Raw genomic sequence first — 22577 nt, 5'->3', positions numbered from 1 at the left:
GACCAGACCATGACCATCGACCCCTGCAACCTGAAACTGCTCTACCAGGGACGATCCCCCAGCTCCGGCGGAGACTACGGCCTGCTGCCGTACCGTCCGGGGGTGTTGACCCTGCAACGCTGACCGTATGGCGAGCCGCCCCAGTCCGGGGCGGCTCGACCGGGTCCAGCAGGGTCTAGCAGTCGTGCAAGACTTCGACGTCGGCGTTCTGGACGCAGACGTCGTCGTGGTCGCCGCCGTCGAGGTAGTCGACCATCCCGTCCTGCTCGCCGTTCAGGGTGTCGTAGCCACCCTCACCGAGAAGCTCGTCGGCTCCGGGGCCGCCGATCAGGACGTCGTTGTGCCAGTGGCCGTTCAGGATGTCGTCACCGCCGAGGCCGTACAGCCGGTCCGGGCCCTTGGTGCCGCTCAGACGGTCGTCGCCGTGGCCGCCGATGATCATCTCGATGCCGCGCACGGTGTCGCCCTCGCCCTTGCGGCCGTCGTCCTTCCGGCCGCTGTCGGAGTCGACGCTGACCGGCCTGGTACGCGGGCCGTAGCTGACGAAGTCCCGGCCGGTGCCGCCGTCGATCAGGTCCGCGTCGGCGCCGGACGACTCCCGGCCCTGCTGGTGGCCGTCGTTGCCGCTTCCGCCGTACTCCCGGTCGTTACCGGTTCCGCCGTCGATGTTGTCGGGCCCGGCGCCGCCGGAGATGACGTCGTTGCCGCTCTTCCCGAGCAGGAAGTCGTTGCCGCCGTTGCCCCAGATCCGGTCCGCCCCGGACCAGCCCCACAGTGAGTCGGAACCGGAACCGCCGATCAGGTAGTCGTTGCCGGAGCCGCCGCTGGCGCGCAGCGACAGGCTGGTCCGGTTGGTGATCCGGTCGTTGCCCGAGCCGAGGCTGGCATCGATGCGCCGGATCTCCCGGTCGATCGTGCAGCGGACCCGGGTCTTGTCGCCGGTGACCTGCTTGCAGCCCACTCCGGCGCGGAGCGTGACCCGGTCGTCGATGGTGACGGTCGACCCCGAGCGGGTGATCACGACCGAGTTCCGTTTGCCGGATCCGGCCGTGAACACCAGGTCGACCGGATGGGACGACTCCAGCCACCGGACGTACGCGACTCCGGTGCTGGCGGCCTCGGCCGGCAGCGAGAACGCCCCGACCGTGGCCGTGGTGCTGAGCAGGGTCGCACCGATCCTGCGCAGCCACACATTGGTGGACATGTTTTTGTTCCTCCCCGTTCATCGAACGTCGACGGATCGTAGATCACGAACGGCGGGGACACCCTCCGATTACATAGTTACAGCGTTGCAGCGTCTATGGTGGACTGATGACGGTCGAGTACATCCGGTATCGCATTCCCGGTGACACCACGGCTTTCGAGGAGGCGTACGGCCGGGCCGCCCGGTTTCTGGCCCTCGCACCACAGTGCGCGGACTACGAGCTGAGCCGTTGCGTCGACGAGCCAGGCGTCTACATCCTGCGTGTCGCCTGGACATCTTCCGAGGACCCTCCACAGGGGTTCCTGGCCGAGATCGAACCCTGGATCGAGGCGGTCGACGAGAGGCGCCACTACCGGCGGACCGCGGTGGCCGGCGCGGGCGGCTCGATCCCCAGCATGTACGAGTGGGCCGGCGGCACCGAGGCTCTGGAACGGCTCACCGAGCGCTTCTACCAGCTGGTCATCGCCGACGACGTGGTCGGGCCGCTGTTCGCGCACATGGATCCGGGCCATCCGAAACATGTCGCGATGTGGCTGGCCGAGGTCTTCGGCGGCCCGGCCCGCTACACCGGCGAGCGTGGCGGCTACCCGGCGATGCTCGGCCATCACCTCGGCCGGGGGATCACCGAACGGCAGCGGCGCCGTTGGGTGGACCTGCTGGTGGATGCGGCCGACGAGGTGAGCCTGCCCGCCGACCCGGAGTTCCGGGCCGCGTTCATGGGCTACATCGAGTGGGGCACCCGGCTGGCGCTGGCCAACTCACAGCCGGGCGCGACCCCGCCGCGCGAGGCTCCGGTCCCGCACTGGGGCTGGGGAGTGGCACCGCCCTACAACGGCTGAAGCAGGGCCAGGTGATCGGCGACCGGGCCGAGGGTGAGCAGCCCGCTGCCCGCTCCGGCCCATTCACCAGCGGCCGGGGCCAGCGCGCTCCGGGCCCGCTGCATCGCGGCACGGTCACCGGCCGCGATCGCTGCCCGCCCGTACAGGCACCACTTCGCCTCGGCGAGCAGGCCGGCGGGCGGGTCCGGCACGGCGGCCAGATCGGCGCCCGGCGGGTACGGGTCCCAGCCGGGATCCGGTGCGCCACGGCGCAGATGCAGTCCGAGCAGCGCCAACGGCAACAGCCCATCCTCGGACATCCCGGGCATCCCGGATCGTTCCAGCCGTACCGCCGCGGCGCGGTAAAGGTTCTCAGCCACCGGCGACGCCTCGGCCACGTCGGCACGCAACGCCCGATACCACTGGGTGAACACGCCGACCAGCGGCAGCCCATGCCGCCCGGCCAGGTCGTCGGCGGCGTGGGCATGCTCGTCGGCGGCCCCGAACGCGACGATCGCACACGCCGACTGCAACCGGATCAGGTGCCCGAGCACCTCCATCGTGACCAGCCCGTGCCGCCGGGACAGCGTGACCAGCTCGGCGCCGACCCCGTCCCGCAGCCGGGAGCCACCGGTCGCCCGGCAGCTCTGCATGAACACCCCGTTCAACGCGAACGCCAGCAGCCCCGGATCGTCCAGTTCCCGGGCGATCGCCTCGGCCTGCCGGGCACAGTCGCGCGGCCGCCGGTCACGGGTCCCACGCGACTCGACGGCGATGGTGGCCAGCAGCCGGGCCCGCACCGGCCGGGGCCCGTCCGCGGGCAGCGCGGCCAGCGCGCGCTCCGCGGCGGCGACGATCCCGGCGGATTGCTCCGGATCGTCGGCCCGGGTCCAGATCGCCGGCACGTCGTAGGCGCCGATCACCCGCGCGGTCAGCGCCGGATCACCGAGCTCCTCGGCCGCCGACACCGCCGCCGCCCGCTGCTCCCGGGCCACTTCGAGGCCGCCGGCGCCGGTCACCGCGAGGTTGCGCAGCAGCCCGACCGCCGACTCCAGCCGGCCCGCCGGACGCACCTGGCCGTAGGCCGCGGCGGCCCGCTCCCACACCGCGCCGGCCGAGGCGGCGGCGCCGTCCAGGTGCGGCTCCTGCCGCAGGATGTCGCCCTCCAGCGTGCGCAGCGCCGGGCCGGGCTCCACACCCAACTGTCCGATCAGCAGCTCGCGGGCCCGGCGGAGCACGGCGAGGGCGTCACCCTGCCGGTGCGCGCGGTACAGGGCCAGGGCGAGCAGCCGCCAGCCGTCCTCCCGCCACGGATGCGCGGTCACGTGCTCGTCGAGGTCCGGGATCGCCTCGCCCGCCCGGCCCGACTCCAGCCGCGCCGACGCCAGCCGCTCCACCGCCTGCAATCGCAGCTCGGCCAGCCGGGACCGGTCGGCACGCGGCCACGCGGCGTCCGGGAAGTCGGCGTAGGCGGGGCCCCGCCACCAGGTCAGGGCCTCGGTCAGCGCGGCTTCGCCGCCGGCGGTCGCCGCCTGCTCGAACCGCCAGGCGTCGACCTGGTCGGGGGCGGCTCGCAGGGCGTACCCCCTCCCCTGGGTGACCAGCAGCGTCGCCGGAGCTCTCGCCGGGCGTCCGGGCTCGATCGCCCGCCGCAACGCGGCGATGAAGGTGCGCACCGCCGCCACCGCGCCCTCCGGCGGCGAAATCCACAGATCAGAAACAAGATCATCAATGGGTACGGCCCGCCGCCGCGCCACGATCAGCCGGGCCAGCACCGCCCGGTGCATCGGACCCCGCAGCGGTACGGGAGAGCCGGTCCCGTCCTCGGCGATCACCGGCCCGAGCACCCCGAATCGGATCACCGGGCCACCGTACTCCGCCCTCGTCCACCGCTCACCCACTGACGGATTACCCGAACGGCCCGCACGTCGCATGCCCGGGCGCGATAGTGAAGGTTCGAGCTCTGTTCTCCGCATGTGTGAGGGGCCCCGGTCGTGGCGACATCGTTCTTCGATGATCTCAGCGTCAACGTCAAGATCCTCGCCGCGGTCGTGGCCGCGGTGGTGGTGGCGGTCGTGGTGGGCCTGTTCGGTCTGATGGAACTGCGCGGCAGCAGCCAGGCCGCCGAACTGATCGTGACCAGCAACGTGACCAGCATCAAGGCCGTCGGCGAACTCAAGGCCGCCTTCTACCGGGCCCGGCTGTCCACCGCGAACCAGGCGATCGCCCAGAACCAGGCGGAGATCGAGTCGTACACGAAGGAGTTCGACACGCGGATGGAGGAGTTCGACGCGTCGATGGCCGCCTACCGAGCGAGCGATCCGGCCACCCCGGACGACGTCATCAACGCCGTGCAGGACTTGTGGGACTCGTACGTCACGGTCGCACACAACGAACTCCTCCCGGCCGGCGCCCGCAACGACTTCGCCGGCTGGGCCGCCGTCCGCGACGCCAAGGTCGCGCCGATCATGAAGGAGGTCGACGGCCACATCATCGAGATGGACGCCGCCGAGACCGCCGACGCGGTGCGCAACGGCGACGCCGCCCACGCCGGCTACGAGAACGGCCGGCGCGCCTCGATCATCATGATCACGGTGGGCGCACTGCTGGCGCTGGCCCTGGGCATCGCGGTGGCCCGGCGCATCGTCGGGTCGCTGACCCGGGTCAAGGTGGTGTGCGAGGCGCTGGCCGACGGCGACCTGACCCGGACCAGCGGGGTGACGTCGCGCGACGAGCCCGGCCAGATGGCCCGGGCCCTGGACCGGGCGGTGGAGAACCTGCGCCGGACCGTGCAGACCATCGACGGCTCGGCGAGCGCCCTGGCCAGCGCGGCGGAGCAGATGTCCAGCACCGCGCTGCAGATCGCCGGCTCGGCTGAACAGGCGTCCTCGCAGGCGCAGACCGTGTCGGCCGCCGCCGAGGAGGTGTCCCGCAGCGTCGAGACCGTCTCGGCCGGCAGCGAGCAGATGGGCGCGTCGATCCGGGAGATCTCCCAGAACGCCGCCGAAGCCGCCCGGGTCGCCTCCGAGGCCGTCGACATCACCACCGCCACGTCGGCGACGATGAGCAAACTCGGCGACTCGTCGGCCGAGATCGGCAACGTCATCAAGGTGATCACGATGATCGCCGAGCAGACGAACCTGCTGGCCCTGAACGCCACCATCGAGGCGGCCCGCGCGGGCGACGCCGGCAAGGGTTTCGCCGTGGTCGCCTCCGAGGTCAAGGACCTGGCCCAGGAGACGGCCCGGGCCACCGAGGACATCTCCCGCCGCATCGAGACGATCCAGGCCGACACCACCGGCGCGGTCACCGCGATCGAGGAGGTCTCCCTGGTGATCGCCCGGATCAGCGACTTCCAGACGACGATCGCGTCGGCGGTGGAGGAACAGACCGCGACGACGGCCGAGATGAACCGCAGCGTCGCCGAGGCCGCGGCCGGCACCAGCCAGATCGCCCAGAACATCACCCTGGTCGCCACCGCCGCCCAGAGCACCAGCCGGGGCGTGGGCGAGACCCGCCAGGCCACCGACGACCTGGCCAGGATGTCCAGCGAACTGAACACCCTGGTCGGGTCCTTCCGCTACTGACCGGTCAGGCCGGATCCACCGTGCCGCCGTCGGACCAGGTGTTGCCGGTCCAGAGGTTGCCGGTTCCGGTGGTCAGGAAGCTCGTCACCGGGCCGACGCCGCCGCACTGGCCGGACGGGCCGCGTTCGAAGACGTTGTCGCGGACCACCACGCCGGTCGGGTTGTCGCCGAAGGTCTTGCCCGGGTTGTAGCCGAAGCTGCCGCAGTAGGCCGCCGGCGTGGCGTGGAAGAAGTTGTTCTCCACGGTGACGTCCGTGATCGAGGCGAAGTCACCGAACAGCGACAGGTTCGTCGAGCAGCCGCCACCGATCTCGTTGTCCGGCGGGGTGCACCACAGCGTGTTGTGCCGCAGCACCATGCCGCTGCCGCCGTTGGAGAGGAACCCGTTGTTGTGGTAGCCGAAGCTGCTGTCCGGGTCGTTGAACTGGTCGTGCAGGTACGAGTCCTGGACCAGGCAGTTACCGTCGCACCGGACGCTGTGCTGGCCGCCGGTGATCTCCGAGCGGAGCACGGTGACATTGGTGCCGCTGACCGCCGCCCAGCTGGTCGCCCCGGCCCGTACCTCGGAGTGGACGATCGTGATCGACGCGCCGGGCAGGGTCTCGACGGCCCGGTTGACGATGCTGTTCCGGAAGGTGACGTTGCTGGCGTAGACCTGGATGCCGTCGGCACAGTCGACGATCTTGCGGTCGATCACCTGGTTGTCGGTGTGGAAGCTGCACGGCTCGGTGAACGGGGTGAGCGTGACACCGGCCGGGACACCGGTGTTGTCCGCGTCCGGGAACCCGGTCTGGGCCGGCGGCTCCCCCGGCGGCTCCTCCGGGGTCGTCGGCGCGGGGGTGAACGTGACGTCCACCCAGTAGTTCGTCGACGCCCAGGTCGAGGTCGGGAAGCCGCCTGACCCGTACCGGAACCGGCCGTTGAAATGGTCCGGGGTGTCGGCCGGAGCGTGCAGCGGGCCGCTGTCGCGGGCCTGCGCGAAGCCGTTGTTGTCGGCCGAGTAGTGGCCGGTCGTGGTGTGGTAGGAGACGACGTAGTACCGGTCCGCGTCGATCGTCACCGGGTCGGCGAAGGTGGCGGTCTGCCAGCCGGACGCCGTCTCGCCGGTGAACGTCACCTGCGCCAGCCGGTCACCCTCCTCGGTCCACAGCGAGCCGGTGTGCGGGCCGGTGTTGGCCGCCGACTTGTAGAACCGCACGCCGGTCACCGTGCCGCCGACGCCGGACCGGAAGAGCGTCCCCAGCTCGACAGCCGACGCGTCGTTCACATCGATCGTTCCCGGTGTGTCGGCGTCCGACCACAACGACACCGAGTCGTCGGCGCTCGCCGGTGCGGCGAGGAGCGCCACGATGGCCGCGGCCGCGAGCAGGACGGCTTTCCCCCGATGTTTCACTTCAGTTCCCCCTGACTGAGATCGATCACCGATCCGGAGGATATCGATCACCGCGCGTGCTGTGGGCCCCGCCGGGACAGGGCCCACAGGCGTCAGAGGGTCGGGGTCACCGGGCGGATCGTGCCGTCGGTGTTGAACTCGAGGCGGTCGATGGCGGTCTCGCGGTTGGTGCCGTCGCCGGCCGGCACGGCGAAGCGGTGGTAGGCGATGTACCACGTGTCGGTGCCCGGGGCCTGCACCACCGAGTGGTGGCCGGTGCCCTTGATGCCCAGGTCGAGGCGCTTCTGCAGGATCACGCCGCGGTTGGTCCACGGGCCCAGCGGTGACGTGCCGGTGGCGTACGCGACCCGGTAGTCCTCGCTGCGCGTGTCGTTCTCCGACCACATCAGGTAGTAGACGCCGTTGCGTTTGATCACGAACGGGGCCTCGTTGTAGCCGGACGGCGTGATCGTGCGTACCTGCGTGGCGTCGAAGGACGTCATGTCGGTGTTGAGACGCACCGCCCGGCACACGCCCTGCCCCCAGTAGAGGTAGGACTGCCCGTCGTCGTCGGTGAACACCGCCGGGTCGATGGCCTGCCCGCCGGAGAACTGGCTGCTCGTCACTAGCGGCCGGCCCAGCGCGTCCTTGAACGGGCCGGTCGGTGAGTCGGCGACCGCCACGCCTAGTTGCTTGGCGGTGTTGCCGCTGGCCAGGCCACCGGAGAAGTACAGGTAGTACTTTCCGTTGCGGGTGGCCACGCCGGGCGCCCAGGCCGAGTTGTCGGCCCACGACACGTCCGGGCCGTGGTCGAGGATCACCCCGTGGTCGGTCCAGTTCACCAGGTCGGCCGAGGAGAACGCCTTGTAGTAGGCGCCACCCCAGCCGGCGTACCCGTCGGTGGTCGGGTAGAGGTAGTAGCGGCCGTTGAAGTTGACGATCTGCGGGTCGGCGAACAGGCCGGGCAGCACCGGGTTCTTCGCGGTCTTCGGCGCCCACGGGGTGGCCAGCCGGAACGAGCTGTCCGCGCGGAACGTCGCGGTGTCCTGGTAGGCGTCCAGGTACAGGGCGAAGTCACGGTGCCGGATCCGCCGGTCCGGATAGTTGTACGAGACAAGCGCGACCGAGCCGGTGACCGAGCCGTCGACGGCGCAGAACGTGGCGTCCCCACGGAACGTCGCGTCGCCGGTGTTGGTGTCCAGCCGCAGCCGGTAGTCACGGTGCCGCAGGAACTGGCCGTTCTTCGCCTGGAACGAGTAGCACGACGGCGAGGCCAGCCCGTTCACCACGGTGAAGGTGGCGTCGAGCTTGGCCTGCGCCGTGCTGCTCGCGGTGATCGGGTCGATCCGGCCGAGACTGTCGAGGTGGCGCACGTACCGGCCGGCGTAGTTGACCGACTCCAGCGACCGGGCGCCGGTGGCGAGCGTGGCGGCCTGTGCCGGGGAACTCGACAGCACCACGACGAATCCCGTCAGTAGTAGGGACGCGGCGAGCAGGGAGCGGGCGGACATAGACGTTCCTCCGAGGCGGGTGCGGAGCCGACACAGAGGACGTTAACGATCACAGAATCACAGTCAACGATTCGAACATGTTCGATCACAGGCGTTCGGATGCCGTGCTGTGATCGATAACAAAGCGGGCTCGCGGTCAGAACGTCAGGACCTGGCGGGTGGGGGTGGGGTCGGTCCAGGCGGACGCGACCGAACCGAACGGTACCGGCGTGTGGGTCACGGTCAGGCGGCCGGCGGCGGCGTGCGCGGCGATCTCGCTGATCATGGTGGCCCGGCGGCGCCAGGACAGGGCGTTGTTGGTGTAGCCGAGGATCTGCAGGGATCCGCTGCGCAGCGTCGCCGAGTCGATCGGTGCGGTCGGACCGGCCGAGGAGCCCAGGTTGACCAGGGTTCCGCCGGGACGCAGGACGCGTAGCGCGGCCGCGGCGGGCGCGCCGAAGACCGGGTCGATGACCAGGTCGGCCGGGCCTTCGAGTTCGTCGATGGGCACGGCTGCCGCGCCGAGGCTCTCGGCGTGCCGCCGGGCGGATCCGGAACGGGCCACCGCGATCACCCGGCGTGCCCCGGCGAGCAGCGCCAGCTGGATCGCGGCCTGGCCGACCGCGCCGCCCGCGCCGAGGACCAGCACGTGTTTGCCCTCCGGGCTGCCGGCCGCGTGCAGCGCCCCGAGGGCGGCGACCGCCGACAGCCCGAGCGCGGCGACGAGCACGAGCGGCGCGCCCGGTGGCAGCGTGACCACATCGTTCGACGGCACCGCCACGACCGACGCCATGCTTCCGTCGCCGGGGCGCATGCCGGCCGAGGTGGCGAACCACACGGCCGTGCCGTCGGCTAGATGCCCGACGCCCTGCACACCCGGCACATACGGTGTGGCGGGCGCCCCGAAATAGCTGGTCCCGGACGCGCACAGCAGATCGAGCGGCGTGATCGGCGCCGCCACGACGTCGACCAGCACCGAGCCGTCGGCCGGGACCGGGGCGGGCCGCTCCTCCAGGGCCGGCGGCCGCCCGCATTCCCGCAGAACCGCCGCGGAGATCATGTCGCGATGTCCGGGTACGGCAGCGAGAATCCGGAGAGCGCCGCCCCGTACGCCTTCTGGTATTCGAGGGGTTCGGTGTTGTCCCGTTCGAACACGGCGATGAAGAGCGTCAGCGTGAGGAACGGATGGGCGCCCATCTCGAACAGTCGCACGTGGTCGCGGGCGATCAGCGCGTCCCGTTCGGCCGGGGTGAACTCGAGCCACGTGCTCGCCTCGCCGGAATGGCAGTTGAGCAGCGAGTTGGCGATCGTCGACTCCCACCAGGTGACGAGTTCGCGGGGATCCTCGCGATAGCGTTCGACCAGTTCCGGGTCGCGGTCGACGGTGAACAGGAATTTGTTCAGCAGATACTTGCTCATGCCGGAGCCCCGTTCGGGTACCAGGTGAAATACGCCTCCATCGTGTGGAACAGGTCGAACGTGTCGACATAGTCGGCCTTTGCGCCGGCCCCGGCGACACCCATCATCAGCATGAAGTCCATGAATCCGTGGGTGGCGTTCCCGGGCGCGTGCAGGCTGTCCAGGGTCACCTCCCGCAGGCACCCGTCGAGGTCGCCGTTGGCGATCCACTCGACGGCCCGTTCGTCGAAGGCCGGGTCCGGCCCGTGCGGGCCGAACTGCCGGGGTCCACCGAGCTCGAGCGACAGATGACCGGTTCCGATCACGGCGACCCGCAGGTGCGACGGCCACTCCTCAATGATCTTGCGGATGGCGACGCCGAGGTTCACGAACCGGTTCGGGCGGGGCAGCGGCGGCGCGAAGATGTTGGTGTAGATCGGCACGATCGGCAGGTCCGCCTCCGGCCGCAGCGTGATGATCGGGCAGGTGATGCTGTGGTCGATCCGCAGTTCGTTGCTGAACGCCAGGTCGAATCCCTCGTCCAGCCCGGCCCGCAGGATGTGCGACGACAGGTCCTCCTGCCCCTTGAGCGTCATCCGCGGGAGCCCGAACTCGCGTTCCTCGTTGTACCAGTTCGCGTCGTAGACGGGCGCTTTGCCGACCAGGAACTGCGGCATGTTGTCCAGCCACAGCTGATGAAAGTGATCAGAGCCGACCATGACCAGGACGTCCGGGTTGGCGCGGGTCAGCGTCTCCCGGAAGGCGAGGATCTTGGCCGTCCACTCGTCGGCGAACGGCGGCCGGTCCTCTCCGGTCGACGTGCTGGCCCGGTAGTAGAAGGGATGGTGTGTCGAGGCGATGACCGCGACGATGCTGGCCATGAATGATCCTCCCTATGCCTCGTAGACGGCATTACGGTCGACGGTCAGATAGATCTGGTTGGCGATCGGGCGCCGCCTTTCCTCGGCGATCTGCCCGAGTAGTCCCGCCGCGCGGGCCAGCAGCGCGAATCCGCGCAGCATCTCCACCGGCAATCCCAGATCGGCGAGGGCGGCGCCACAGACTCCGGCGCCGTTGAGCGGCAGCTTTCGATTCAAGACCTGCGGGTGTACGCGGCCGATCGCCTCGAAAAGGCGAAGGTGCGGCCCGTAGATCCCCTCTTCGGTGGCGATCCGGATCAGGACCGGGGTGCGCGGGTCCTCGATTTTGTGAACGGGATGCCCGAGCCCCGGCACGAATCGTTTCTCCGCCTTGGCCTTGGTGACGGCGTCGAGGGCGATCGCGTCGAAGTCGTCACCGCCGGCCGACGCCAGAACAGCGGCCAGGAATCTCCCGCAGTCCTCGGTCACTCCGAGAAATCGTGAGCCGCCGCCGAGCAGCCCGGCCGCGAGCGCGCCCTGCAGGGAGTCGGGCGCGGAGAGGTAGGTGAGGCGCGCCGCGATGGCGGTCGGGGTGAACCCGTGATCGGCCAGGGCGACCAGCACCGCTTCGAACAGCCGCACCTCTCCCGCGCTCGGCCGGCGCCCGGCGACCAGCCAGAACGCGAGCTCCCCGAATCCGACCTTCCCCATCAGGTCGGCGGCCAGGTCCTGCCCGAGCAGCGAGATCGTGTCGGCGTCCGAGGTGCCGAGCCCGGTCGGGAAGCTCAGTTCGTCAGCCATCTGCGGATCTCCTCGCCGTGTTCGTCCAGTCCGGGCGGCGGTAGCTCGTACCGCGCGGGGGTCTTGGAAAACGTGATGGGGTTGCGGACGCCTGGCACGCCGCCGACGGTGACCACCGGATTCAGGCCGAGTTCCGCGGCCATGGCGACGCCGCCGTCGATGGTGTTGATCGGCGCGCAGGGCACGCCGGCCGCCATCAGGTCGCGGAACCATTCGTCGCGGGTCCTCGTGCGGAGGCGTTCCACCAGGATCGGGCGCAATTGCTCGCGATTGGCCGTACGGTCCTGGTTGCGACCGAATCGTGGATCCTCCGGCAGGCCGTCGAGTCCGAGGACCTGGCACAGCTTGCGGAACTGCCCGTCGTTGCCGGCGATGACGATCAGCTCGCCGTCGGCGACCGGCAGCGGCTCGTAGGGAAAGAGGCTCGGGTGCGCGTTGCCCATCCGGTACGGGACGGTGCCGCCGGCGACGTACCCGCTGGAGTGGTTGACCAGGCCGGACAGCGCCGAGCTGAGCAGATTGACCTCGACGTGCTGGCCCTGCCCGGTGTCGGCGCGCCGGTGCAGCGCGGCCAGGATGCCGATGCTCGCGTGCAGGCCGGCCATCACGTCGAAGACGGAGATCCCGGCGCGGTACGGCGAGCCGTCCGGGTCGCCGGTGAGGCTCATCAGCCCGGAGATCGCCTGGACCATCAGGTCGTAGCCGGGCATGGACGCGCCCGCGCCGGGGCCGAACCCGCTGATGCTGGCGTAGACGATCCGCTCGTTGGCGGCCGAGACGGTGTCGTAGTCGAGGCCGAACCGGGTCAGGCCGCCGGGCCGCATGTTCTCGATCAGCACGTCCGCGCGACGGGCCAGCTCCTGGGCGGCGGCCCGGTCGTCCGGATCCTTGAGGTCCAGCGCGATCGACCGTTTGTTGCGGTTGATGCCCAGGTAGTAGGTGGAGACGCCGTCCCGGACCGGTGGCATCCAGGTGCGGGTGTCGTCGCCACCGGGCCCCTCCACCTTGATCACCTCGGCGCCGAGGTCGGCCAGGAGCATCGTCGCGTACGGCCCGGCCAGGATCCGGGAGAAGTCAGCGACGAGCAGGCCGTCCAGTGGGCCCTTGGGTTGCTGAGCCATCAGTTACCGCCCGTTCTACGGACACCTGTCCGCTGGAACAGCCTCCCCGCCCACACCAGGCCTGTCAACCGCCTGGTGATCGCGCCGAAACAAATCCTTGACATCGCAAGTGACCCGGAACACGCTGGCCTGACCACGCTGACCGCCATGCGGACAGCAGTCCGAAAGGAGCGCAGATGAGCGTCGCAAGACCGGTGATCTTCCGTAACGGACTGGTCCTGACCATGGACGACACCCACTCGGTGCTGGCCGGCGCCGACGTGCTCGCCGTCGACGGCAAGATCGCCGCGATCGGCCACCACCTGCCCGCCCCGGACGACGCCGAGGAGATCGACGCGTCCGGCGGCATCGTGATGCCCGGCATGATCGACACGCACCGCCACATGTGGCAGACCGCCATGCGCGGCTACGGCGCCGACTGGACCCTCACCCAGTACTTCGTCTGGTACTACCTGGAATCCGGGAAACACTTCCGGCCCGAGGACATCCACGCCGGCAACCTGCTCGGCGCCATCGAAGCCCTGGACGCCGGAGTCACCACCACCGTCGACTGGTCACACGGCCTGCAGACCCCGCAGCACGCCGACGCCGCGGTCGACGCCCTCGAATCCGTGCCCGGACGGTTCATCCTCGCCTACGGCAACATCCAGCAGGGCCCCTGGGAGTGGTCGGCCGCAGGCGACTTCCGCGACTTCCACCGCCGCCGCATCGACAACGGCCGGCTCGAAGGCTTCCAGATGGCCTTCGACGTCACCGGCGACCCGTCGTTCCCGGAGAAGGCCGCCTTCGAAGTGGCCCGCGAGCTGGGCGTCACCGTCACCACCCACGCCGGCGTGTGGGGCGCCACCAACGACGACGGCATCCGCCTGATGTACGAGAACGGCTTCATGACCCCGGGCACCGTGTACGTCCACGCGGCCACCCTCGGCGCCGACTCGTACCACCGGATCGCCGCCACCGGAGGCTCGGTCAGCGTCTCCACCGAAAGTGAGCAGAGCGCCGGCCAGGGCTACCCGCCCACCTGGGCGCTGCGCCGCTACGGCATCCCGGTGTCACTGTCGATGGACACCAGCGTCTGGTGGAGCGGCGACCTGTTCAGCGCCATGCGCACCACGCTCAGCGCCGACCGCTCCCGCGAACACCTGGAAGCCCACGGCAAGCAGGAGACCGTCACCCACCACCACCTGCGGGCCGAACAGGTCGTCGACTGGGCCACCCGCGGCGGCGCCCGGGCGCTCAGCCTCGACTCGAAACTCGGCGCGCTCACCCCCGGCCGGCAGGCCGACATCGTGCTGCTCAAGAACGACGCGTCGCCCGCGATGTTCCCGATCCTGCACCCCTACGGCCACGTCGCGTTCCAGGCCCAGCGCGGAGACGTGCACACCGTCGTGGTCGGCGGCAAGGTCGTCAAACGCGACGGCAAACTGGTCGGCATGGACCTCGGGGCCGCCCGGGCGAAGGTCGACAGCACCGTCTCCCACCTGCGCGAGACCCTCGGCGAGGAGGCCTGGCTGCGCGGCCAGAACCCGGACCTGCCGCAGGCTGAGCTGTTCGACAACCCGTACCAGTACACCGACTACACCGCCGGTTCACCGGAATGAAAGCATTGCCCGAATGACTGACACCGGAAGGGGCACGGGTCCCGACTTCATCGAGGCGCTCGCCCGCGGCCTCGACGTCCTGCGCACCTTCCGGCCCGGCACCCCGTCGATGACGCTCAGCGAGATCGCCGGGGTGACCGGACTGGCCCGCCCGACGGTCCGGAGAATCCTGATAACCCTCGAGACCCTGGGGTACGTGCGAGGCGCCGGCCGTGGCTACGCCCTGACCCCGCGCGTGCTCGACCTCGGGATGGCGTACGTCAACTCACTGAGCATGTGGGACGTGGCCCGGCCACACATGGAGAAACTGGTCGCGCAGACCAACGAGTCGACGTCGATGGCCCAGCTCGACGGGTCCGACATCGTCTATGTGGCGCGGGTGGCCGTACCGAAGATCGTGACTCTGGCGGTCAACATCGGCACCCGTTTCCCCGCCGCCGCCACCTCGATGGGCAAGGTCCTGCTGGCGGCCCTGCCGCCGGCGGCCGTGGCCGGCGTCCTCGCCGAGGCCTCCCGGTCCGGGATCGCCGCCCGCTGGCAGCCCGACCCGGCCGAGCTGGAGGCGGCGCTCCGGGAGGTCCGGGCGAAAGGGTGGGCGCTCGCCGACCAGGACCTCGCGCCGGGCATCCGCTCGGTGGCCACCGGGGTGCGCGACGGCGACGGCAACGTGATCGCCGCCGTGAATGTGACGGTGCACGCAGCCGAGACGTCGGTGGACACGCTGCTCGACGACCACCTGCCGAAACTGCTGCGCACGGCGGCCGACATCGGGCACGACTGGGCGCTGACCGCCGCCATCCCGTCGGTGACCTTTGCCGGCGGCCGCCGCTGACTTTGCCGGCCGCCGCCGGTGACCTTTGTCGGCCGCCGTCGGTGACTTTTGTCGGCCGCCGTCGGTGACGGCGTAGACTGCGGCGTCCCATCGGCTCGGCACGCTCGGAGTGGTTTCACATGTCCGTCTACGGCACCCAACGTCTGCGCGGACTGCGCATGATCGTCACCGGTGGCGGCACCGGCGGCCACACCTACCCCGCTCTGACCACGGTCAACGCCCTCCAAGCCCGGCTCGCCGAGACCGGCGCCGCCCCCGAGCTGCTGTGGGTCGGCGTGGCCGAGGGCCTCGAGGCGAAGATCGCGGTCCGCAACCAGATCCCGTTCAAGGCGGTCACCACCGGCAAACTCCGGCGCTCGGTCAGCCCCCGCGACCTGGGCCGCAACTTCGTCGACGCGTTCCGGATCCCGCTGGGCATCCTGCAGGCCGCGTTCACCGTCGCCCGCACCCGCCCGGCGGTCGTGCTGAGCACCGGCGGTTTCGTGTCGGTGCCGATCGGGCTGGCCGCCGCGCTGTTCCGGGTGCCGTACCTGATGCACGAGCAGACCCTCAGCCTGGGCCTGGCCAACCGCATCCTGGCCCGGGTCGCCACCCGCATCCTGCTCAGCCACGAGGCGTCCCTGGAGCACCTGCCGGCCAAGGCCCGCAGCCGCGCCGTCGTCACCGGCAACCCGATCCGGCCCGCCGTCCTGACCGGCGACGCAGCGAAGGGCCTGGCGGCGTTCGGGCTCGACCCGGCCGTGCCGCTCGTGCTGGTCACCGGTGGCGCGGCCGGCGCCCAGCAGATCAACCGGATGCTCTCCGGCGCGCTGCCCGACCTGCTCCAGCACTGCCAGATCGTGCACCAGTGCGGCAGTCTGAGCCTCGCCGAGATGCAGCAGGTCGCCGCCGGTCTGCCCCCGCACCTGGCGCACCGCTACCACGTTCTCGACTTCATCCACGACGAACTGCCCGACCTGCTGGCGGCGGCCGCGGTCGTGGTTGCCCGGTCCGGCGCCGGCACCGTCGCCGAGCTGACCGCCCTCGGCAAGGCGTGCGTCCTGGTCCCCTACCCGCATGCGGCCGGCGACGAGCAGCGGATCACCGCCCGGCACCTGTCCCAGCAGGGCGCGGCGGTCATGCTGGACGGGGCCGAGGCCACCCCGTCACACCTGCGCGACACCCTCGGCCTGCTGCTGGCCGACCCGCAGCGACGCGAGACGCTGGCCCGCAACGCCGCCACCCACGGCAAGCCGGCCGCCGCCGACCAGGTCGTAACCGAGATCCTGACCGCCGCAGCCTCCGGCACCGCCTGACCACCCACCCCGACCCCCACCAACAACAACACGCTTCTCCCGCTCCGCGATCTTGCGCGATTTTCCACGCCCCGCGATCTTGCACGCTTCTCCATGCTTTCCGCGATCTTGCACGCTTCTCCATGCTTTCCGCGATCTTGCACGGTTTTTCAGGCGCGGGGACGCAATTTCGTGCAAGATCTATTTTGCGGAGCCGATCTTGCATCTTGTTTCATTCCAGGGCACGGTAAATGCTGCAAGATCGGCCGGAGGGCGCACATTCGTGCAAGATCCGGAAGCAGCGCGAGGACCACCGAGCGGCGCACCACAGCCAGCGATGCAAGCTCGGAGAACGCCACGCGATCCGGAACCGCCCCCAATCTGGAGAGCCACTCAAGTTCGGAGAATGACCCAATCCGGAGAACCGCATTAGATCCGCAGAAAGGAACACAATCCAGGGACCGATACACAATCCAGGGGGACGTCAAGTAATCCAGGGGGCGTCACATGATCCAGGTACCGGCACACGCCCCAAAGCGCGGCACACAAACCAGAGAAAGGCCTGTGCGGCGGAAAGCGGACAAATCTGAATAGACGGCGCTGCGATTCTTGCCGAATGGGTTCGCGGGGCGGCTAACCGCCGGCGGTGCAGAGGGTTCGGACGGTTCGGTCGATGGCTGCGGGCAACTCCTCCGGCGGGCCTGGGAACGCCAACTCGTGCAGGATCAGGCCGTCCAAGTAGTCCATTATGGCCGTACAGTCGGCGGTCGGATTGGTTGAACCTATCGCCCGCAACCATTGCGTCGCCCATCGGCGCAGCTCAGCCGCGGAGTCCGCGAGATGCCCCTGAAGGGCGGGCCGAAGTGCCGCCTCGACGAACAGGCCGTAACGCGCGACGGTGACCGGACGCTCCGGACCGAGCGCCCGCAGCACGTAGGCGGTAAGCGCGGCCGCCAGCTCGCCCGGATCGGACGGCTGGACGAATCCGGCGATCGCCTGCCAGGCGACCCGGTCGCGTTCGGCGAAACGTTCGACGACCGCGCTGATCAGCGCATCCTTCGTCTTGAAATAGTTGGCGGCCGACCCGAGCGGCATCCCCGCGGCGGCGTCGACCGCGCGGTGAGTCAGCGCCCGCACCCCCTGGCTGCCGAGAACGCCGATGGCCGCGTCGAGCAGTTCTTCCTGACGGGAGGGCACCCGATCACCCTACCCGTTCACAACATCCGTAGTCGAATTACAACATCTGTTGTACGGTGAGAGCATGCGACGACACGCGGCGATCATCGGCGGCGGCATCGGCGGACTGGCCACCGCCATCGCTCTCGGTAACGACGGATGGCGGGTCACCGTTCACGAACGCGACGCGGCCCTGCCGGCCACCGGCACAGCGCTGGGCATGTGGCCTGCGGCTTTGCGGGCGCTTGATGAGATCAAAACCGGCCATTTGGTACGCGAAACCGGCGCCCCACAACAGTCGGGTGAGGTGCGCCGCCCCGACGGGTCACGGATCGTCACCATCCGTACCCCAACGGCCGATCCGATCCACCTGATCTCCCGGCCCGCCCTGCTCAGGATCCTGCACCGGACCGCCACCGCCACGGCCGACCTCCGTTTCTCCGACCCGGTCGACCGGATCGACGGCCTCGACGCCGACCTGGTCGTGGTGGCCGACGGCGTGTTCAGCCGCACCCGTGAGCAGTTGTTCGGTTCCGGATATCAGGCCCGCTACTCAGGCGGCACGGCATGGCGCGGCACGATCGACGGGATGGCGACGAGCACGTTCGTCGAGGTGTGGGGCCGGGGCGTCAAGTTCGGCGTGACCCCGCAGGAGGGCGGCCGGACCAACTGGTTCGCGGCCGCCGGGGCGCCGGAGGGCGACTTCCATCCCGGCGCCGAGGCGGCCACGTTGCGGCGGATGTTCGACGGCTGGGCGGCGCCGGTCAGCCAGGTCCTCGACGCGGTCACCGAGGGTGGCATCCTGCGCCACGACGTGTACGTCGCCCCGGCCCTGCCGACCCATGTCAGCGGAAACGCCGTCCTGATCGGCGACGCCGCCCACGCGATGACGCCCGACCTGGGCCGCGGCGCGTGTGAGGCGCTGATCGACGCGGTCACCCTGGCGGAGTGCCTGCGTGCCGCGTCCACCGTCGCCGGCGGGCTGGCCGCCTACGACAGTCGCCGGCGCCCGGCGACCCGGCGGTTGTCCCGGATGGCCGCGGCCGCGGGCCGGCTGACCCGGGTCCGGCACGCGCTGCCGATCCGCGACGGACTACTGCGGGCGAGCATGCTCGCCGGGCCACCGGCCTGACCGGCGCCGCCGCCACACCCCGACCAGGATCCCGCCGGACAGCGCCGCCACTATCCCGATCATCAGGGCGTCCCGGCCCACCGCGCTGAGCGCCACCCACAGTCCCGCGACGAGGGCGGCCACCACACACCCCGTGATCACGAAACCGGCGGCGGCCACCGGCTTACGCGCCAAGTCTCGTTCCATACCGTCACAAACGCCCGCACCTGTCCGACGACACCGCCCGGCCGCATGTCGGATTCCGGTCCGCACCGCCCACCCCGGCCGCCCTGTTCAAACGCCGCCGGCGGCGTTGACTCTCCCACCGTGTCAGGGGGTTGGGTGGGTGGCATGCCTCCATACACCGGATCCGGTCCCTACTGTTACGCCAACTCGCTGGTCATGGTTCTCGGGGAACACGCTCCGCCGCCGTCGATCGTCGAGGTGCTCACCGGGTCGCCGTTCGGGTTCGAGCTGCTCGGCGGGCGGCTTCCGCTCTTCGATCCGTACGGGTGGGATCCCGATCAAGGGCTCGACGAGGCGGTCCGGCTGCTGGGCTGGACCTGCCGGCGGGACGGGGCGGACGACGAGGAGGCGGCGCTCGCCGCTCTTCGGGGCGCGGGTGGGCCGGTGTTCGTCGGGCCGGTCGAGTTCGGGCTGCTGCGTCACATCCCGGGGATGACCGGGCCGATCCGGTCGGATCACTTCGTGGTCGTGCTCGAAGTGGACGGCGACCTGGTCCGGTTCCATGATCCGCACGGCTTTCCCTACGCGACTCTGCCCGTCCCGGATTTTCTGGCCGCCTGGCGGGCCGACACGATCGGGTACCGCGGTCGTCCGTACACGATGCGCAGTGGTTTTGATCGGGTTTGTGTGGTGAGTCCGGAAGAGGCGCTGCGCGCGGCTCTGCCCGGCGCCGTGGCCTGGTTGCGCGGCCGTGACCTGCCGGTTCCGGCCGGGACCCGGGGTGGCGCGGACGGTCTGCTCCGGCTGGCCGGGCGGGTCGACGCCGGGCTCGAACCGGCCGCGCGTGATCATCTGATCCACTTCGCCGTGCGGGTCGGCGCGCGCCGCCTGGCCGACGCGGCTGCCGCGCTGGCCGGGATCGGTCTCGGCCGGGCGGCGGCGATCGCGACCGGGCAGGCGCGGCTGGTCGGAAGCCTTCAGTTCGACCTGGTCAGCGGGGACGACAAGGCCGCTGCGGCGACGTTGCGGCAGCTGGCGCCGACCTATCTGGCTCTGGCCGACGCGCTTTCCTGACCTGCCGCACCGAACCACGGCCTTCCACACCTCGGCCTTGCGCGCCGCGTCCGTTCCACACCGCGGCCTTGCGCGCCGCGTCCTTCCACACCTCGGCCTTACGCGCCGCGTCCGTTCCGCACCGCGGACCTTCCGAAGGGCTGCGGTCTGGACCCTCAGCGGGTTCCGGGCCGCGGCCCGGAACCCGCTGGCCCCTTCACGAGGCGAAGGCCTTCACCTCCAGGAGACCGACGGAACTGGTTCCGTTCGATTGGAGTACGACCCGCAGCGCGCTCGTGTCGACAGGTGTGAACGTCACCGTGTTGTAGGTGTTCGCCGTCGCCGGATACCCGCCGGCCCCGGCGACGTCGACCCAGGTGGAGGCCCCCGACCGGTACTGGAGCCGCCACGAGGCGGGTAGGCGTACCCCTCCGTTGTCGTCGAAGAGGTAAACCTGGACGCGTCCCACCCGCGTCGTGTTCGACCAGGTCAGCGCCGCCCATTGCTCGCCGCTCTCGGGCCAGGTGCCCCACCGTGGATTGGTGGTGTCGTTTGACGACGGCGGTTCGAGTCCGTCGTTGATCGCGGCGATGCTCTCCCACGACGACGTGTAGGAGGCCGACGCGGTCGCGCTGCGGGCGAGGTTGCTGTCGGCGGGCGGTGTCGTGGTGCCACCGCCGATGGCGAGTTCGTCGGTGCTGAACGTGCCGTGCGCCGGATTGATGTCGGCCTCCCCGCCGCCGCCGTCGCAGCCCCGGGTCGTGCTGAACATCAGGTAGGTGCCGGACGAGCAGGAGATCGCGATCTCCGCGTCACCACCGACCACGACGTTGCCGGACAGGTTCGCGCCGCTCTGGATGAGCGCGTTGTCCTTGACGACCGCGTTGCCGCCGACGGTGCCGCCGTTGACCCAGCCCAGGCCTTCGATCCGGGCGTTGCCGGTGACGGTTCCGCCCATGACGGCGGCCTTCGGCCCGACGTAGGCGGTCGACGCGACGCTCGCGTTGCCGGCCACCCAGCCGCCGCCGTTGGAGTGCCAGCGTCCGCCGTTGGTGGCGGCCGGCTTGACGTAGCCCGGCTCGAACCCGGACGGCGTGGCGCCGGAGACCCGGAACTCGTAGGGGAACCGCCGCGCCTTGGTGTAGCCGTCAAGGAACCCGTAGTGCGGGACCGCGCTCGGCGTACCGGTGACGACCAGCCACACCTCACTCTCACCGGACTGGAGCTGGAAGTCGATCTGCCCATCCGTGCCGGTGAACAGCGACGAGTACCGCGGAGTGCCGTTGCGCACCGCGACCAGCCCGAACGTCCACCCGGTGGCCCCGGTCTCAGCATGTCCCTTCAACCGCAGCTTGACCAGCGCACCATCACTGGACGGCACCAGCTTGATCTTGTTGAACCCGTAGTCGGACGGCGCCACCCTCGTGTTGATTCGATAGTGGCCTTGACTTGAGTTGACTGGATCAACATTGCCGCCGTTGTAAGCATTGAGGAACCCGGCGCCGTACACGCTGTTGATGAACGGCATCAATGTTGACCGGTTGCCGAAGTCGTACGTGACGGTCCGGGTGGCGTACTCGCCGACACGTCGATTGAGCTCGGCCTGCGTGATGCCGGAGATCCGCCGATAGGTTTCGAGTGGATGCTCGTTGCCGGCCGACTCGTTCCAGATCCGGTTGAACATGGCGAGCCCGTCGCGGTCCTTGATGTACTGCGCCAGCATCCAGTTGCCGTAGTGGTGCCGGCTGGAGCTGTAGTACAGGTTCTCCGAACGCAACCACCTGGTCAGGTCACCGGCCGCCGTCGTCGGCAGGGCCTGCATGGCCATGAACTCTGCACTGGTCTCCCAGAACGTGCCGGCGGTCGCGTCGATGAACCCGGCGCCCGGCCGGTTCATCGTGGTGTAGGCCTGGAACACGTGCCCCAGCTCGTGGGCGAGTCCCCACGATCCGGGCTGTGCCGCGCGGGGGTCGATGTTGATGATGCCGACCTGCCCGTCGACCGAGCCGCCGGTCGCCCAGGCGTTGAGTTCGGTGCGGTTCCAGGTGTTCGTGACGATCACGATGATCTTGTACTGGGCGAGCTTGCCCGTCTCCGGGGTGAACTTCATCGTGCTGACGTAGAACGTGTACAGATTCTCGAGCTGGGTGATGATGCTGTTCGGGTCGAAGTTGTACGGCGACGGCGCCGACACCGGGTTGGTGCCCGACTTCTCGCCCCACAGCAGGACGAAGTTCGCCGACTCCCGGCTACGGCTCGACGACCAGGGAACCTCACCGGTCTGCACCCAGCGTGACGGGATGTACAGGGTCTTGGCCGCCGCCGACGCCTGTGGCATGAGCTGCGGGATCACGGAACCGAGGACGAGCAGCACCGCCGACAGCGCGACGATGAACCGCGTCCGGGGATGAGGACGGGGATGGGGACGGGGATGGGGACGGGGAAAAGCACGGAGAAGCCGCATTGGGGGAATGCCCTCCTGCTGTCGAAGACCAGACCTTGGGGATGTACGGGCTATCAGTGATCTTTCATCCGATAGCCCGCGGTCTATGACAGGTCACCTTGAACTACGAAAACGTTTTCGGCAAGGTTTCGACAACTTTAAATATGAACAGCCCAGCCGTCGCCCACAACGGTCATCCGCACCCCAAAACCACCGTGAACCACGGCCGGACCGGCTGGCCGTCGTTCAG

The 22577-nt window shown here is 69.9% G+C and carries 19 protein-coding genes; 7 read left to right on the top strand and 12 right to left on the bottom strand.

Translation table 11 applies throughout. The features are described 5' to 3' along the window. Window positions 1-175 precede the first annotated feature (175 nt). Window positions 176-1204, bottom strand: coding sequence for a calcium-binding protein (locus AB0E94_RS44620; RefSeq protein ID WP_360339951.1), 1029 nt, complete (start codon window positions 1202-1204; stop codon window positions 176-178). 107 nt (window positions 1205-1311) lie between these two features. Between AB0E94_RS44620 and AB0E94_RS44615 the strand changes: the two genes are divergently transcribed. Further along, window positions 1312-2043: an antibiotic biosynthesis monooxygenase gene (locus AB0E94_RS44615; protein ID WP_360339948.1), complete on the top strand. Its 732-nt coding sequence runs from the start codon at window positions 1312-1314 to the stop codon at window positions 2041-2043. Here the strand turns inward: AB0E94_RS44615 and AB0E94_RS44610 are convergent. Continuing rightward, window positions 2031-3884: a BTAD domain-containing putative transcriptional regulator gene (locus AB0E94_RS44610; protein WP_360339945.1), complete on the bottom strand. Its 1854-nt coding sequence runs from the start codon at window positions 3882-3884 to the stop codon at window positions 2031-2033. The two genes, AB0E94_RS44615 and AB0E94_RS44610, sit on opposite strands and share 13 nt — an antisense overlap. 132 nt (window positions 3885-4016) lie before the next feature. On the opposite strand from AB0E94_RS44610, the gene AB0E94_RS44605 reads away from it, so the two are divergent. After that, a complete protein-coding gene (locus tag AB0E94_RS44605) occupies window positions 4017-5609 on the top strand; it encodes a methyl-accepting chemotaxis protein (RefSeq protein ID WP_360339942.1) in 1593 nt (530 codons plus the stop codon). A 4-nt stretch (window positions 5610-5613) separates the two neighbouring features. Here AB0E94_RS44605 and AB0E94_RS44600 read toward each other — a convergent pair whose 3' ends face one another. From AB0E94_RS44600 to AB0E94_RS44570, 7 genes are all read right to left on the bottom strand, one after another. Further along, window positions 5614-7002 (bottom strand): DUF4082 domain-containing protein, encoded by a 1389-nt coding sequence (locus tag AB0E94_RS44600; RefSeq protein ID WP_360339939.1) that lies wholly within the window; start codon window positions 7000-7002, stop codon window positions 5614-5616. Between the two features lie 92 nt (window positions 7003-7094). Continuing rightward, window positions 7095-8492: a family 43 glycosylhydrolase gene (locus tag AB0E94_RS44595; protein WP_360339936.1), complete on the bottom strand. Its 1398-nt coding sequence runs from the start codon at window positions 8490-8492 to the stop codon at window positions 7095-7097. Between the two features lie 136 nt (window positions 8493-8628). Continuing rightward, window positions 8629-9531, bottom strand: a complete 903-nt coding sequence (locus AB0E94_RS44590) for a zinc-binding alcohol dehydrogenase family protein (protein ID WP_360339933.1) — start codon at window positions 9529-9531, stop codon at window positions 8629-8631. Next, a complete protein-coding gene (locus tag AB0E94_RS44585; protein WP_360339930.1) occupies window positions 9528-9890 on the bottom strand; it encodes a hypothetical protein in 363 nt (120 codons plus the stop codon). Before AB0E94_RS44585 ends, AB0E94_RS44590 begins: the two co-directional genes overlap by 4 nt. Continuing rightward, window positions 9887-10750 carry an extradiol ring-cleavage dioxygenase gene (locus AB0E94_RS44580; protein ID WP_360339927.1) on the bottom strand — a complete coding sequence of 288 codons (864 nt, stop codon included), beginning with the start codon at window positions 10748-10750 and terminating at the stop codon, window positions 9887-9889. The genes AB0E94_RS44585 and AB0E94_RS44580 overlap by 4 nt, the downstream gene beginning before the upstream one ends. 12 nt (window positions 10751-10762) lie before the next feature. After that, on the bottom strand, window positions 10763-11530 hold the full coding sequence (locus AB0E94_RS44575; RefSeq protein ID WP_360339924.1) for a citryl-CoA lyase: 768 nt from the start codon (window positions 11528-11530) through the stop codon (window positions 10763-10765). Beyond that, a complete protein-coding gene (locus tag AB0E94_RS44570) occupies window positions 11515-12651 on the bottom strand; it encodes a CoA transferase (RefSeq protein ID WP_360339921.1) in 1137 nt (378 codons plus the stop codon). The genes AB0E94_RS44575 and AB0E94_RS44570 overlap by 16 nt, the downstream gene beginning before the upstream one ends. Before the next feature lie 176 nt (window positions 12652-12827). Between AB0E94_RS44570 and AB0E94_RS44565 the strand changes: the two genes are divergently transcribed. The 3 genes from AB0E94_RS44565 to AB0E94_RS44555 all read left to right on the top strand — a co-directional run bounded on the left by AB0E94_RS44565 (window position 12828) and on the right by AB0E94_RS44555 (window position 16379). Then, the gene (locus AB0E94_RS44565; RefSeq protein WP_360339918.1) at window positions 12828-14252 is read left to right on the top strand and encodes an amidohydrolase family protein; all 1425 of its coding nucleotides are present in this window, start codon (window positions 12828-12830) and stop codon (window positions 14250-14252) included. 13 nt (window positions 14253-14265) lie between these two features. Continuing rightward, on the top strand, window positions 14266-15084 hold the full coding sequence (locus tag AB0E94_RS44560) for an IclR family transcriptional regulator C-terminal domain-containing protein (RefSeq protein ID WP_360339915.1): 819 nt from the start codon (window positions 14266-14268) through the stop codon (window positions 15082-15084). A gap of 119 nt (window positions 15085-15203) precedes the next feature. Continuing rightward, window positions 15204-16379 (top strand): UDP-N-acetylglucosamine--N-acetylmuramyl-(pentapeptide) pyrophosphoryl-undecaprenol N-acetylglucosamine transferase, encoded by a 1176-nt coding sequence (locus AB0E94_RS44555; protein WP_360339912.1) that lies wholly within the window; start codon window positions 15204-15206, stop codon window positions 16377-16379. Window positions 16380-16991: 612 nt separating this feature from the next. Here the strand turns inward: AB0E94_RS44555 and AB0E94_RS44550 are convergent. Then, window positions 16992-17555, bottom strand: a complete 564-nt coding sequence (locus AB0E94_RS44550) for a TetR family transcriptional regulator (protein ID WP_360339909.1) — start codon at window positions 17553-17555, stop codon at window positions 16992-16994. A gap of 64 nt (window positions 17556-17619) precedes the next feature. Here AB0E94_RS44550 and AB0E94_RS44545 point away from each other — a divergent pair, with 64 nt between their 5' ends. Next, window positions 17620-18666 carry an FAD-dependent oxidoreductase gene (locus tag AB0E94_RS44545; protein WP_360339906.1) on the top strand — a complete coding sequence of 349 codons (1047 nt, stop codon included), beginning with the start codon at window positions 17620-17622 and terminating at the stop codon, window positions 18664-18666. Here AB0E94_RS44545 and AB0E94_RS44540 read toward each other — a convergent pair. Beyond that, window positions 18628-18840, bottom strand: a complete 213-nt coding sequence (locus AB0E94_RS44540; protein ID WP_360339903.1) for a hypothetical protein — start codon at window positions 18838-18840, stop codon at window positions 18628-18630. The genes AB0E94_RS44545 and AB0E94_RS44540 overlap by 39 nt on opposite strands. Before the next feature lie 156 nt (window positions 18841-18996). Between AB0E94_RS44540 and AB0E94_RS44535 the strand changes: the two genes are divergently transcribed. After that, window positions 18997-19905, top strand: coding sequence for a hypothetical protein (locus tag AB0E94_RS44535; protein ID WP_360339900.1), 909 nt, complete (start codon window positions 18997-18999; stop codon window positions 19903-19905). Window positions 19906-20101: 196 nt separating this feature from the next. Here the strand turns inward: AB0E94_RS44535 and AB0E94_RS44530 are convergent, their stop codons facing one another. Then, window positions 20102-22258, bottom strand: a complete 2157-nt coding sequence (locus tag AB0E94_RS44530; protein ID WP_360339897.1) for a DUF6055 domain-containing protein — start codon at window positions 22256-22258, stop codon at window positions 20102-20104. Between the last annotated feature and the right edge of the window lie 319 nt (window positions 22259-22577).

This window comes from Actinoplanes sp. NPDC026670 (assembly GCF_040638175.1).
Lineage (GTDB): Bacteria > Actinomycetota > Actinomycetes > Mycobacteriales > Micromonosporaceae > Actinoplanes.
Note: the sequence above shows the minus strand (reverse complement) of the source record. Positions and strands in the feature narration are given on the sequence as shown.

Excerpts from the sequence above, each read along its gene's own strand:
- AB0E94_RS44535 (WP_360339900.1), top strand. The coding sequence starts at position 18,997 with ATGCCTCCATACACCGGATCCGGTCCCTACTGTTACGCCAACTCGCTG.
- AB0E94_RS44585 (WP_360339930.1), bottom strand. The coding sequence starts at position 9,890 with ATGAGCAAGTATCTGCTGAACAAATTCCTGTTCACCGTCGACCGCGAC.
- AB0E94_RS44615 (WP_360339948.1), top strand. The coding sequence starts at position 1,312 with ATGACGGTCGAGTACATCCGGTATCGCATTCCCGGTGACACCACGGCT.
- AB0E94_RS44570 (WP_360339921.1), bottom strand. The coding sequence starts at position 12,651 with ATGGCTCAGCAACCCAAGGGCCCACTGGACGGCCTGCTCGTCGCTGAC.
- AB0E94_RS44580 (WP_360339927.1), bottom strand. The coding sequence starts at position 10,750 with ATGGCCAGCATCGTCGCGGTCATCGCCTCGACACACCATCCCTTCTAC.
- AB0E94_RS44565 (WP_360339918.1), top strand. The coding sequence starts at position 12,828 with ATGAGCGTCGCAAGACCGGTGATCTTCCGTAACGGACTGGTCCTGACC.
- AB0E94_RS44555 (WP_360339912.1), top strand. The coding sequence starts at position 15,204 with ATGTCCGTCTACGGCACCCAACGTCTGCGCGGACTGCGCATGATCGTC.
- AB0E94_RS44590 (WP_360339933.1), bottom strand. The coding sequence starts at position 9,531 with ATGATCTCCGCGGCGGTTCTGCGGGAATGCGGGCGGCCGCCGGCCCTG.
- AB0E94_RS44545 (WP_360339906.1), top strand. The coding sequence starts at position 17,620 with ATGCGACGACACGCGGCGATCATCGGCGGCGGCATCGGCGGACTGGCC.
- AB0E94_RS44595 (WP_360339936.1), bottom strand. The coding sequence starts at position 8,492 with ATGTCCGCCCGCTCCCTGCTCGCCGCGTCCCTACTACTGACGGGATTC.
- AB0E94_RS44575 (WP_360339924.1), bottom strand. The coding sequence starts at position 11,530 with ATGGCTGACGAACTGAGCTTCCCGACCGGGCTCGGCACCTCGGACGCC.
- AB0E94_RS44620 (WP_360339951.1), bottom strand. The coding sequence starts at position 1,204 with ATGTCCACCAATGTGTGGCTGCGCAGGATCGGTGCGACCCTGCTCAGC.
- AB0E94_RS44560 (WP_360339915.1), top strand. The coding sequence starts at position 14,266 with ATGACTGACACCGGAAGGGGCACGGGTCCCGACTTCATCGAGGCGCTC.